13 protein-coding genes are annotated in these 12,625 nt (G+C 42.1%); 7 read left to right on the forward strand and 6 right to left on the reverse strand.

Annotated elements, in window-relative coordinates; genetic code table 11:
• Positions 1 to 52 precede the first annotated feature (52 nt).
• The 4 genes from N480_RS05840 (at position 53) to N480_RS05855 (ending at position 2,722) form a co-directional block, all read left to right on the forward strand.
• Positions 53 to 553 carry a winged helix-turn-helix domain-containing protein gene (locus N480_RS05840; protein WP_063371590.1) on the forward strand — a complete coding sequence of 167 codons (501 nt, stop codon included), beginning with the start codon at positions 53 to 55 and terminating at the stop codon, positions 551 to 553.
• Between the two features lie 270 nt (positions 554 to 823).
• The gene (locus N480_RS05845; RefSeq protein ID WP_063371591.1) at positions 824 to 1,285 is read left to right on the forward strand and encodes a hypothetical protein; all 462 of its coding nucleotides are present in this window, start codon (positions 824 to 826) and stop codon (positions 1,283 to 1,285) included.
• Between the two features lie 104 nt (positions 1,286 to 1,389).
• Complete coding sequence (locus N480_RS05850) at positions 1,390 to 2,115, forward strand: SIR2 family NAD-dependent protein deacylase (RefSeq protein WP_063371592.1); 726 nt, start codon at positions 1,390 to 1,392, stop codon at positions 2,113 to 2,115.
• On the forward strand, positions 2,099 to 2,722 hold the full coding sequence (locus N480_RS05855; RefSeq protein ID WP_063371593.1) for a GNAT family N-acetyltransferase: 624 nt from the start codon (positions 2,099 to 2,101) through the stop codon (positions 2,720 to 2,722). Before N480_RS05850 ends, N480_RS05855 begins: the two co-directional genes overlap by 17 nt.
• Here N480_RS05855 and N480_RS05860 read toward each other — a convergent pair.
• On the reverse strand, positions 2,703 to 3,410 hold the full coding sequence (locus tag N480_RS05860; protein ID WP_155732771.1) for a hypothetical protein: 708 nt from the start codon (positions 3,408 to 3,410) through the stop codon (positions 2,703 to 2,705). The two genes, N480_RS05855 and N480_RS05860, sit on opposite strands and share 20 nt — an antisense overlap.
• A gap of 163 nt (positions 3,411 to 3,573) precedes the next feature.
• On the opposite strand from N480_RS05860, the gene N480_RS05865 reads away from it, so the two are divergent.
• Positions 3,574 to 3,795 (forward strand): hypothetical protein, encoded by a 222-nt coding sequence (locus tag N480_RS05865; protein WP_063371595.1) that lies wholly within the window; start codon positions 3,574 to 3,576, stop codon positions 3,793 to 3,795.
• 57 nt (positions 3,796 to 3,852) lie between these two features.
• Complete coding sequence (locus N480_RS05870; RefSeq protein ID WP_063371596.1) at positions 3,853 to 4,263, forward strand: ACT domain-containing protein; 411 nt, start codon at positions 3,853 to 3,855, stop codon at positions 4,261 to 4,263.
• A 66-nt stretch (positions 4,264 to 4,329) separates the two neighbouring features.
• Here N480_RS05870 and N480_RS05875 read toward each other — a convergent pair whose 3' ends face one another.
• The 5 genes from N480_RS05875 to adhP all read right to left on the reverse strand — a co-directional run bounded on the left by N480_RS05875 (position 4,330) and on the right by adhP (position 10,920).
• Entirely contained in the window at positions 4,330 to 5,496 is a 1,167-nt protein-coding gene (locus tag N480_RS05875; protein WP_063371597.1) for a hypothetical protein, read from the reverse strand.
• Between the two features lie 2 nt (positions 5,497 to 5,498).
• Positions 5,499 to 6,293 (reverse strand): outer membrane lipoprotein-sorting protein, encoded by a 795-nt coding sequence (locus N480_RS05880; RefSeq protein ID WP_063371598.1) that lies wholly within the window; start codon positions 6,291 to 6,293, stop codon positions 5,499 to 5,501.
• A gap of 67 nt (positions 6,294 to 6,360) precedes the next feature.
• Positions 6,361 to 8,712, reverse strand: a complete 2,352-nt coding sequence (locus N480_RS05885) for an efflux RND transporter permease subunit (protein ID WP_063371599.1) — start codon at positions 8,710 to 8,712, stop codon at positions 6,361 to 6,363.
• Positions 8,713 to 8,868: 156 nt separating this feature from the next.
• Positions 8,869 to 9,672 (reverse strand): TetR/AcrR family transcriptional regulator, encoded by an 804-nt coding sequence (locus N480_RS05890; protein WP_196761456.1) that lies wholly within the window; start codon positions 9,670 to 9,672, stop codon positions 8,869 to 8,871.
• 234 nt (positions 9,673 to 9,906) lie between these two features.
• A complete protein-coding gene (gene adhP / locus N480_RS05895; RefSeq protein ID WP_063371601.1) occupies positions 9,907 to 10,920 on the reverse strand; it encodes an alcohol dehydrogenase AdhP in 1,014 nt (337 codons plus the stop codon).
• Positions 10,921 to 11,229: 309 nt separating this feature from the next.
• Here adhP and N480_RS05900 point away from each other — a divergent pair, with 309 nt between their 5' ends.
• Positions 11,230 to 12,606: an MATE family efflux transporter gene (locus N480_RS05900; protein ID WP_081231772.1), complete on the forward strand. Its 1,377-nt coding sequence runs from the start codon at positions 11,230 to 11,232 to the stop codon at positions 12,604 to 12,606.
• Positions 12,607 to 12,625: the final 19 nt, after the last annotated feature.

Below are 12,625 nucleotides of genomic sequence, written 5' to 3' on the forward strand. Positions count from 1 at the left end.
TGTGGTAAAAATAGTTACATTGGTGAAAATTATAATTATAAGCTTAGGGACAATGAGATTAGCATTCCAAGATTTTCAATTTGACTGTCAAGAATTGACACTTTCAAAAGATGGCCGAAAGATTTCTTTGAAAGAGAAACCTGCTCAAATACTTGCGTTACTAGTAACTCAACCTGAAAAGATACATAGTAAGAGTGAAATCTTAGAAGAAGTTTGGCCGGGCAGAACTGTAACTGAACAGGTTGTATTTCAAAATATTGGTCATTTACGTGCACTCTTTGGTGATGATGCAATTAAAACATTTTCAAAAAAAGGGTATCAATGGCAGTTGCCGCTAGCGGCTGTGAGTGAACAAAGCACTACTTCTAATGTATCTGAATCAATAGAAAAAACTGATGCCAATCCAGTAAATGAGCAAGCCGAAGTGGGATGTGAAACCGAGCATCAAGCTGATTCAGTACTTGCGAACAAATCATCGAGCTTACCTTGGCCAATTGTTGCGCCAATTTTAATCGCTGCTGCTGCCTTAGCAGGCTATTTAGCACTTAGTTAATACTCTTGTATGTATAATAAAAGTTTTCGTTAGGGCATATCATACACGTAAATCAATTATTGAATTATTTGTCAAAATTTTAGCCGTGACACAGCTGTACTTTGTGATATTATTTTTTTCATGGCTTAAAGTACTACTAAAGAAGGAACTTTAGTTCAGTTTCGCTATCCAAAAGTAGGTAGTAATTTCCTAAATTAGGGCAGTTTTGTCCTGTTGTTAGCGATATTGTTAGGTTAGCTTAAGTGCAATTTGACAAATAAGGAGTATTATTTGACTACGATAGCATATCACCATCCGACACAGACTATTTGTGTTGATAGTTTGACTACCACTGCAAGAACCATCGTTACCCATCATGCGCAAAAGTGCCAACCTGTTTACAATGGATATGTGTTTGCATCTGGTAATTGTGCCGAGATTTATCACCTGCTCAGTAATTGGCGAAAGAACTGTTTCGAAGCCATAGAGTGTACCTTTTTCTTTATCGATAAAGCAGACCAAGTCTTTTATGGAGAAATAAGACATGGAAGGCGTTTTATTGAACCGTTGGAAGTTAATTGGGCCATTGGTTCGGGCGCAAACTGGGCAATCGCGGCTATGGACTTTGGAAAAAGTGCATTTGAAGCCGTGCAGTACGCATGTCGCAGAGATAAATCGACAGGTGGACGTATTCATAGTTTTTGTATAAGAAATAAAGCTAAATGGATAAACGAAGTGCCGACTCAATCGTAAGTTTTTTGCAATACACTGATGAATACCGCCTAAAAAAGACTAGCCACTACTCCAAATGCTCCGCCTTATGCTTTAATATCGCTTTCAACTCGTAGGAAAGTCGAATGACAACTTTATATATCACTGGCGCTGGGGTGAGCGCTGAAAGCGGTATCCCGACCTTTCGTGGTGAAGACGGATTTTGGACGATAGGCAGCAGAAACTATACACCGCAGCAAATGGCTACCCGAGCCATGTATATGGAGAATCCAGCCCAATTCCTCGCGTGGTACTATCAAAGATTTGTAACTTATCGAAATCATGGGCCTAACTCTGTGCACCATTGGTTAGCAGATAAAAACTTAATTACTCAGAATATAGATGGCTTAGACGGCAAAGCGGGCAACAAAGAGTACATTTCGATTCATGGCCGAATAGATAAGATGACTATTTTTCATGATCAAGGTGACTTGGTTCCAATCATTGATACTCCTTGGGAGCTAGTTGATGAGAATAATTTAACTTCGTCATTGCTTGAACTGTTTAAGATTTCTAGCAGAGGCCCGCAATTAAATGTTTCTCTCAAACCTTATGTGTTGTTATTTGATGAGTTTTATACCGAGTTGTACAGTATTGATAGAGCTCAGAAAGGGATGTGGGATGCATCTAAAATGGTATTTATAGGCACTTCATTTAGTGTCAATATTACACAAATGGCGCTGGATGTCGCGAGGCATAAAGGGATACCAGTAGAAGTGGTTGACCCATCTCCTGCGCACATTATGCATGATAATGTGCAATATTTTCCAATGAGTGCAAAGGAGTACATTGCGCATGAAACCGGTACTTAAAGAACCTGTTGAGTTAAAAACAAAGCGCCTTAGACTGCGCCAGTGGCGAGAGCCTGACAAAGTGGCGTTTGCGACTATGAATGCGAACGCAGAGGTTATGCGTTACTTTTCATCCCCGTTATCTAGGCAACAAAGTGATGCATTGGTTGATAAAATTGCACAGTTGATAGTAGAGAATGGGTATGGATTTTGGGCTCTGGCGCGAGACAACGAAGGTATGACCGAGTCAAATGAAGTGACATCTGAAGAGTTTATCGGATTTGTAGGTCTGCATTGGCAAACGCAGGTTAACCCTGAACAGCCTTTTATGGAGATAGGGTGGCGATTAGCACGAGAATATTGGGGTCAAGGTTATGCATTTGAGGCTGCATTAGCTGCATTACAATTTGCATTTGAAGTTTTAAACCTTTCAGAAGTGTATGCGTTTACAGCGCTGCCTAATACGCCTTCACAAAAGTTGATGACCCGCCTAGGGATGAAAAACTGTGAAAGGGATTTTTTACATCCCAATTTGCCAACCGGGCACCCATTGCAGGCGCATTGTTTATACCGAGTAACGCCAGAGGAACTCAGCTTTTTCATGCAGTTCAATGGAGATGATAAATAGACTCGACAGGTGTTTGATAATAGCTTGCAATTACTAAGAGCTGCTGATTGTCTTTATCAAATGAAAGCTTTTGCAAAACCGATTTAACGTGCTTGATGTTTCTGATGTCTGGTTGGGATTTATCAGCCCTTTCTGCCTCTATCAGTGCAAATAAAGCTGTGAGCTCATGCTCGGGCATAGCGGTTGTACGTAGGTTATAGATAAAATAACATTCAATAGGTGTTAAGTTATGTTGATTGCGACTTCTCAGTGCTTGGACGAGTGCTTCATTGCTCTCGAACAATAATAGAGAACGAATATAATTAAAAGGTGGAAGCGTCTGCTCTGGGTTAGCAAATAGGGCGTGTAAAAAAGTATTGCCTTGATGGTTTGTCTGTGAAAATGCCTCACAAGCTTGCAAAGCGGGCATAAAAAAGGTCACTCTATCATTATTGTTTAAACCAGCAATGACGCCTGAGGGCAAGCCATGTGCAACGATGCACTGGGCAGCAATATTTTGATAGTGTTCGTAAGTATTTGGCTGTGCGTTTGCAGTTTCAAAGCAAAATTTAAGCTGTGCGGCTCGAGCTGAATCATTATGCTTTTGGTAAGCGTTACATATTTTTTCTATGTCTTTACTCTTGATAGCCAAAATCAAATCTGCAACTGCCTGGTCCAGTGAGTCACTAGTTTGTTGTGTCGAAGTCATCGCCCAGCCCTTTTTTCTTTTAATCAGCTTCATTGTATATCAATCATTTGAGTAAGCGATAAAAAATATAAATACAGAGGTATTTGTAACCACTGTCTTGAAAGTCGATTAATAATCCCCCAATTATGAATGGTATAAACAGCTTATTGAAATGAGGCTCAATATGAGTTGGCAAGCGGTTGCACTCACTGTGTTGATAATCGTGATATTGGCTTTTCCATTGTACAAGGCAGTTTTATGGGCGAAAAAAATGCCAAAAGGTGCTTTTTTCTTTATGGCCATTATGCCGCTTATTGCGCTATTTCCGATCCCGCCTCCTCAGTTTAAAAATTTAGAGAAGGCGAAACAAACCCAGCGTAAAAAACAAAAGCAAGATGAAAAATAACATGTATATCAAAAAGATCTGGCTTCAAATTGGCAGAGATAATTAAGAGGAGCAATTATGTCGGGCGAAACGAATCTTTCAGTATTAATCGCAAGTATGGAACCAGAGTTGCTGGCCGAAACCTATGTTTTTACGGTCATTGATGAATCACAATTTAATCGTTTACCTATGAGTATCATCAAAGGTTGCTTTCGTGAGCGGGAAGGCTTAACAATCATTGCGCAGCTGAGTCATGCTAAAGACTTGGGGCTGAAATATGAAGGGGAATACCGATGTTTGACTCTAAATGTGCACTCAAGCTTAGAAGCTGTAGGTCTAACGGCTGCCTTTTCGAATGCTTTGGGTGGCGAAAATATCAGTGCCAACGTGGTTGCAGGTTACTATCACGACCATATATTCGTGCCGAGCAGTGATGGTGAAAAAGCACTCGCATGTTTACAAGCGCTTGCTAAGCAGTACCAAAAGTAACGGTAATTAGGGTCTAAATTCAGGGGAGAACTGCCCCTGAATTGTATTATGGGTTGGCATAATTATTTAAAAGAAATAGGTCAAACTAACTTCAATAAAATCCTCATCTTTTAAATTGTAAAGGGGATCGCTTGGTTGGTCGCTGGCAAAGGTCCAGGCATCGAGCTGCCACTTCCAGCTGTCATTAAGCCGTCCAGAGGCTTCAAGTTTCGCCGAAAAAGTATGGTGGGAGTCTAAATCTTGATTGACACCAAAAAGTATTTCATAACCATCCATATCATTTAATGCGAGCCGCCAACCAATGAAAAGATCATTTTGATTCGGAGCGTTATCTCGCTCGTCAAAACTGTATTCAGCAATCCATCCGAGATCCATAACCGTATCGAATATCCCGACTTGTGTATATTCAAACCCAGTTGTCATCGCAAAATGTGCTTCGAGGCTATCTCTGTGAATAGCTTCGAGTTTTACCAGCCAATCACCAAATACACCCTGAATATCTGTACCTAACTGCCACATTTGTGCGTAAAAGGGGGTGATACCCTCTGAGCTGTATTGCAAGTATGGGTCACGATTGGTGCCATCAAAGTAACTTAAACCGATGTCCCAATCTTCTAGGGTGTGACTGTAACGAATGGCGAAATCTAGTGTCCGTTGTTCACTACTAGACTCGTATTTCGCATCCGACAAGGGCGCAGGCAGTGCAAGGCGTCCCTCGTGACTTGGCAATGTGCGCTCCCTAAAATAGGGCAGCAGCCAGAGATCAAAGGTGCCAATGTCCTTCACAGCTTTAAACTGGGCCATAGGCTGCCCGAGTTTATCTTCGCCATCAAACCCTTCAACTGAGTCGGTTTGATTGATTACATCGACCAAGTGTTGTGATTCAGTAACCCCCCAAAATACCTTATCAATACCAATTTTAAGCTCATAGTCATCCCAGTAAGTAAGATATGATAACTCTCGTATGTCCCAATGCGTGCGCTCTTTGTCATGACTGTCTATGCGCGCAAACAATTTTACAGAGGTTAAACTCGTATCGTTTACTTGTTGCCAGTGAGGCTCGATCATGGCAGAGCCCTGCCAATGTGCTGGTGCATCATTGCCAGGGTCGACACTGTGGACAAATATCCTTTGCTGAACTTGTATTTCCCCGCTTTGCTGCCAATCTTCTGCGTTAGCAAAATGGCTAAAAGCAAGTAAAATAGCAGCACTACACAGCGCGGTATATTTCATTTTTACCTCGCACGCTTTAGGCTGGCTTTATTAAAGTCATTGCTTTTTAGCCCTGTTTTAAAAACAAGCTCAGTTGTTGTCAAAGTCGTTGCTTTTTTGGTTTGGGCATTGTTCATGACCAACTTATTTGCACGCCAAATTTTGTCGAGATACTGCTGATAATCTTGTAATTCTAGCGTTTTTAGCAAGGTGTTTTTTCTATCGTAGTACTCGACCTTAAGAGGTTGATAATGTGTTTTTGCTAACCAAACGCGCTGTTTTGTGTAACCGGAATAGCGATCAACAGGTATTTGTTCAAGTAAATAGACCGGTTGGTTCTCCAGCATGGTTTCTTCTACAAAGTGAAATGTGTATTTTTCTAACTCAAATGAGCTGAGGTCTTCATAGGCAAACTCGCTGCCCATAAAAGGCCCTGACTTATTACGTGATGCAATGCGCTTGACCCGCTTTAATGCTGGTAGATAAAGCCATTGATCATCTGGTTCCACTGCATGTGAATGGTTTAAAAAAGCCGTGCCTTTTACATCTCGCGGGGTATCGAAAATAGTGAGCCCCTTATCACCGTCATTGTCAATTTCTAACGATTTAATCCGCAACTTTCTAAGGCTGGTATCACCCGCAGCATTTTTTAACTCCATAGTGAGCGAGGCTTGAGAGTCTTGCCAGCCGCTATCTGCTTGTTTGCGTAACTTTGCCAACTCTAGGCCTTTGTCTTGATCCGCTAGGGCAGTTGTCGCGTGCAGTAGGCTAACTGCAACAAGACCCGCAGCTAATGTGGCTTTAAAATTTATGTTCATGATCAATTCCTGTATGTACGCAAGGCGCGGGTAGTGTACATAGCGCCTTGCTCGTTCAATTATTTGATTAGCTATTTGTTTGTGGATTATTAATTGCTAAACCTGCATGGGTTTCATCATTACTTTGGACTTGCGCATATTTATACTTATCGAACCAAAGCAAGATGCAGGGCAGTAAGATAAAGTCGACAATTAAGGCAATAAAAATGACCAGCGCACTGAGCTGCCCCATGTCAGAGTTAAGTCTAAAGTCAGATGTTCCTAATAAAGTAAATCCTGCGACCAATACAGTGGAGGTGACAACAAGCGCACGGCCAACGGTGACGAAAGCGTAGCGAATGGCTTGCTCTGCACTTTGGCCCAGCCTTCTTGCTGTTTGGTATTTAGATAAAAAGTGTACTGTATCATCAACAACAATGCCGAGTGTCAAAGTGACCACGACAGAGAGACCTAAGTTAATTTCACCACTGTATAAGCCCCAAATACCGAATCCAATGACTGCTGGAATCATATTCGGGATCAGGCTAATAAGGCCTAGCCTTAAGGAGCGAAGTGAAAATACTAATAACACCGAGATCAGCAGCAGTGCCATTGGCAGGGATTTCAGCATACTTTGCATATTACGTTCACCGATATGGGCGAACATTAATGTTGGACTTGAGATCATAACGCTGTACTGCGGTGCATTTTGTGCAAACCAAGTTCTTAATCTGCTCTCAAGTTCGACCATCTCCTTACTGCCTAAATTGTCGATGGTAAGTTGCAGTTTCAGTGACGATTTATCTAAGTTAAGTTGATTGTTAAGGTCTAAGCCATAAGGCAATGACATCTCATAGAGCAACAAGTACTGTGCAGCAAGTGCTTGATCTTGAGGCAAGGTGTAGTAGTGATTGTCATCACTGTGCATATTTTTATTGAGTCGCTTCAGCGTATCCGCGAGGCTCTGTACATGGTGTATCTCCGGTTGAATACGCAACCAATCAGTGGCTTTCCCTAGCATGGTTACAAACTCTGGGCTGCTTATCCCTTGCTCGCTACCACTATTAATAGCAATACTGAGAGAGCTCATACCGCTTATATTTTCGGCCATAAAGTCAGCTGCTTGGCGGAATTCATTTTGTGTAGAAAAGTATTTGACTGCTTCATCATTTATATGGTTTTTGGTGAGACTAAAAGCGCTGCCTATCACTACTATCAATGCACTGAAGCCAAGTACCTTGTTGTTACGAATAATCCACAGCGCGAAGCGGTCATAGCGGTCGTTGCTTTGAGAGGCTGACATTTGAGTAACTCTAAAGGGAAGGACACTGAGCATAGCTGGCAGTAATGTGAGAGAGAGCAAGCCGGCCAAAATAACGCCCAAGGCAGATAGATTACCTAGATCGCGGATCACAGGGACATCTAAGCTGTTCATTAAAATAAAGCCTAGGGCTGTGGTCACAGAGGTAATGGTAATGGGCATCCAATTTTGCTCAAGACTTTTTGCAATCGCTTGTTGTTTTGTAAGGCCTTGACGCATGTGGTGACGTACACTTGCCAGCATATGTACGCAGTCTGCAACAGCAATCGTCAATATCATTGTTGGTACGTTTACCGTCGGTGTGCTCAAGAAAAACCCGAGCCACCCAGCAAGGCCTAAAGTCGCTAAGACCGCCCCAACAATGACCACTAGGGTATAGACAACAGCGGCGATACTACGCAATGCAATACCCAAAAACACCATTACCAGTAGCAACATAGCAGGTACTAAAGTGGCAAAGTCTTCTTGTGAGGAAAGCATAAAGGCATAGTTCATTGCCACGATGCCCGCTTGATGAAACTCCATATCAGGGTACTTGGCTTGATACTCTACAATTAACTGGTTTACATATTCTTTTACTTCAACCATTTTTTCAGTGTTATCAGCTTCGGGTAGCTGTACGGTTATATTGATGACTGCTACTTTGCCTGATTGCGAAAGTAAAGATTGACGCAGCGCTGGCTCACTGAGTGCAACTTGCTTAATGGCTGTGATATCACTTTCGGTAATGGTCATTTCAGGAGGGATCAAATCTAGTACGACTAAATCATCCTGCTCTGCAAAAGTATGTTGGTAATTGGCAATTGAGTCGACTCTGCTTGAGTAAGGTACCTGCCAAGCTCGTTCGGTGAGTTCTCTGACAAGATTCAAAGTCTGTGGGGTAAAAATATCGTCTTGCTTGGGCGCCATGACAATTGAGATGAGGTCGCTTTTGTTAAAAATAGACTCAATTTTTTGAAACTCATAAAGTTGGGTGTTTGTGTCGTCAAAAAATATTTGGTAATCCCCTCGAAAGTAGAGGTTACCAGCCCCTACTGTTGCGCCAGCAATTAAGACCAAACATATTACTATCCAAGTTTTGGGGTAATTGAGAATACGCCTGTGCCATAGATCGTCCATAATAGCTCCATAAAATGACGAAACGTCAATAATAGTTAAAAAAATCAGCAGTAACTGCTGAAAAATTGTTGAAACCTGCTTAAGAAATAAAAATATGACGATTCGTCACTTATATTTCAAATAAAGCCCGTAAAAAACGGGCTAATTCACTCTTTTCTAGCGGCCTATTTGAGCCAAGTAAGCCGATTCATCTGCAAAAATCGTTTGCTCGACTTCCCGCCAAACTTTTTTATAGTCTCTGCGACTAGATAATGGCTGCCAATTCATACCATCAAGTACAATGTTTACGTTATAAAGCACCGAGTACGGGTCTTCAATACGTTGAATACACTGACTATTGGTTGCGTTGTTTAGTAGGGCATTTGAGCCAAATGCCACCGCCCAGTTCGCAAATATGAGTGCATCAGTGCTGGCTGTGGCAGCCAGCGTTAAATCTTCACCATCTATGGCATCTAGGATAAATTTGTCGGCTATCTCCACGAGCTTTTCTTCTGCTAAGTTTTGCTTCTCAATGTTTTCTGCTGTGCTCTTCTCTACCACCCAAGGTGTTTTAGAAGTAAGTACGCACATAAACAAAACCGGTTCCAATCGTGAAAAAATCCGATAAGCAACGTGCAGCGCAACAACTTTATCACGGCTGCCGCCTTCGAACCCGTAGGCCTTTTTGTACATTTGAGCCAATGTTTTTAAAGCTTCACAACTAATGGTCACTATCACATCTTCTTTGCTGACAAAGTGATTGTAGATAGTACCTTTTGAGTAACCGCTTGCCGATGCCAGTTTGTCCATCGTAAAGCCATGAAACCCTTCAGCTGAAATGATGTCTTTTGCAATAAGTAGCAATTCACGGTGACGCTCTGCAATGGCCATCTGTTTTTTGCTTCTCTGAGGGATCACTTCATCATCATTGTTGATTTCACTGCCAAATTTAAACATTTCTTCACTAAGTAGCTGTAACAATCTAGCCCTAGCATATCACACTTGTGCTAAACACTCATAAACCTTGCCAGTACTTTAGGAAAGCTACTTTTTGACCTTAAGTCATTTTTTGACTTTTCGTCATTATAGGTGAGGAGAAGAATTGGTCAAGCAGAATTTTTAATCGATTTTAGGTTAAAAATTAAAAGAGGGAGCTCAGGTCAATGAATTGGAAAAATAAAAAGGCTGCTCTCACAGCCTGACAAGTTGGGATATTTACGTCATGGTCAAAACAATTCGACCTTGAATCTGGTTATTTTGCATTTGTTCAAATACATGATTTATATTATCGAGTGACTCTGTTTGCACAATGGCTTTTACTTTTCCTGCCGCGGCAAAGTCCAAGCATTCGATAAGATCTTGGCGTGTGCCGACAATGCTACCGATCACACTAATTCCCTTAAGCACAGTATCGAAAATCGGAATTGGCAGGTCATCATTAGGTAATCCAACGAGCACACATTTACCACCACGCTTTACACTATGATAGGCCCCTGAGAACGCCGCTTTTGAAGCAGCCGTACAGATCACAGCTTGAACGCCACCTAACTTTTCTTGAATTAGTGCGGCAGGGTCTTGGACTTGGTAGTCGATGCACTGATCGGCCCCAAGTGCTTTGGCTAAGGCTAGCTTTTGTTCTGTACTATCCACAGCGACAACGTTAAGCCCCATGGCTTTTGCGTATTGAATTGCCAAGTGACCGAGTCCCCCGACACCGACGACGGCAACCCATTGACCTGGTTTTGCCTCACTGACTTTAAGTGCTTTATATGTGGTGACACCAGCACAAAATAGGGGAGCTGCTTCAACAAAGCTTAAATTATCTGGGATTTTAACGGCATAATCTGCGTTTGCTAAGCAGTATTCAGCGTATCCACCATCTACAGAGTAACCACTATTTTGCTGGGATGGGCATAAATTTTCATTGCCTTGTAAGCAGTGCTCACAGTGGCCACACGCAGAGTGTAGCCAAGGAACGCCTACCTTATCACCGATTGATAAGTGTTTTACATCATCGGCTTTAGCGACAATAGTCCCTACACCTTCATGGCCCGGTATCAGTGGAAGTTTGGGTTTAACAGGCCAGTCTCCGTGGCAGGCGTGGAGATCGGTATGACATACTCCACAAGCGGCTATTTTTACCAAAACCGTACCTTGTGTTACTTCAGGCTGCGCTAACGTCTCGATGCGCAGCGGTGCCTTAAACTCGTGTGCAACGGCTGCTTTCATGTTTTTTCCTTAACCTAAGAAAGAGGAGTGATTGTGTAAGTTAGAGTGTATAGGTTTGACACATAGTGCTATTGATCGGGCGCAATAAAGAAGGTTTTGAAGCTGTTTTTTACTGTGTTAAAAATTGATGTAAAACGTGTACGGTTTTTAAGCTGAATTATTTACGGTATCACAATTGTCTAAACGTAGCTGAAAGAGTAACATCATGAGCTTATGATATTCCGTTTATTCCTTTATCTTTAACACTTTAATGATCATAGGGGAAATACAAAAGAGCATCAGTTAGTCGCAGTATTAAAAGGAAATTAAATGAAAGACCTTACTCAAGGGCCGATTTATAGGCATCTCATCTCAATGAGCGTCCCAATACTATTTGGCATGCTTGTTCAGACGCTTTACTTTCTCATAGATTTATATTTTGTTGGGCAACTTGGAGATGCCGCGTTAGCGGGCGTGAGCAGTGCAGGTGTACTATTTTTCTTCGTCATGGCTATCACACAGGTGCTCAATGTTGGTGTTGGCACATTGGTGGCTCATGCCATAGGCAGAAAAGACAAGCACGAGGCAAACCTCTTGCTCAATCAAGGTTTATTGATCTGTGCTATGTGCATTGGGGCTTTACTGAGTTTAGCGCTTGCAGGTGGTGACAAGTATTTCGAAAATATCGCGCCAAATGAAGATGTATTTGCTGCCAGTTTAAGTTATTTTTATTGGTTTATGCCTGCGCTCTTGATGCAATTTCCTGTGACCGTGATGCTGGCTTCCTTGCGGGGGGCTGGAGTAGTAAAACAACCAATGTTGATTAATATGTTTGCGTTGGTGGTCAATGCGATACTTTCCCCCATTTTAATCACAGGTTGGGGGTTTGGGATAGAGATGGGGGTTGCTGGGGCCGGTTTAGCTAGCTCTATTTCAGCATGTATTGGGCTCATACTGATCTGTGTGTATTTCAAGTTAAGGGAATCTTATCTTCGTTTTTCTATTACCGAGTGCAAGCCACATTTCGATACCATCAAGAAAATAATTGGCTTGGGTTTGCCATCTGGCGGCGAGTCTCTATTAGCTTTTGTCTATATGTCAGTTATTTATTGGGTTTTAAGTGATTTTGCCGCATCAGCACAAGCTGGCTTTGGGCTAGGCGCACGGATTATGCAAGCACTGTATCTACCTGTCCTTGCCGTGACTTTTGCTGCTCCTGCGATTGCAGGTCAAAACTTTGCAGCAGGTATTACAGAACGCGTATATCAAACTTACTTTCAATGTACTGCGATAACCAGCGGCCTTATGTTGATGATCACCGTGGTATGTGCTTTGTATGCAGAAGTATTCTTGGCGCCATTTTCTAGCGAGCCAGACGTAATCAGTGTAGCGAGTGTTTTTCTTAGCTATGTATGTTTTAATTTTGTGCCAGCGGGGTATGTGTTGGCTGCATCTGGTATGTTCCAAGCGCTTGGCAATGCTTGGCCGGCGCTGTTAAGTACGGCTGTGCGACTTAGTCTATTTTCGGTGTCTTTGATGATTGTTTCTGAGCAGGCAAACTTTACGCTCGAAAACATCTGGGTGCTTTCAGTATCGACCTATTATATTCAGGCTGTGGTGAGCTTTTATTTATTGAGACGGGAATTCAAAAATAAACTGAGTCAGACTACAAAAGAAGAACAAATAGCCCAAACGCAAATATCCTAATAGCACGAGAGCACGCTAT

The organism is Pseudoalteromonas luteoviolacea S2607, from assembly GCF_001625575.1.
In the GTDB taxonomy this organism is placed as follows: domain Bacteria; phylum Pseudomonadota; class Gammaproteobacteria; order Enterobacterales; family Alteromonadaceae; genus Pseudoalteromonas; species Pseudoalteromonas luteoviolacea_E.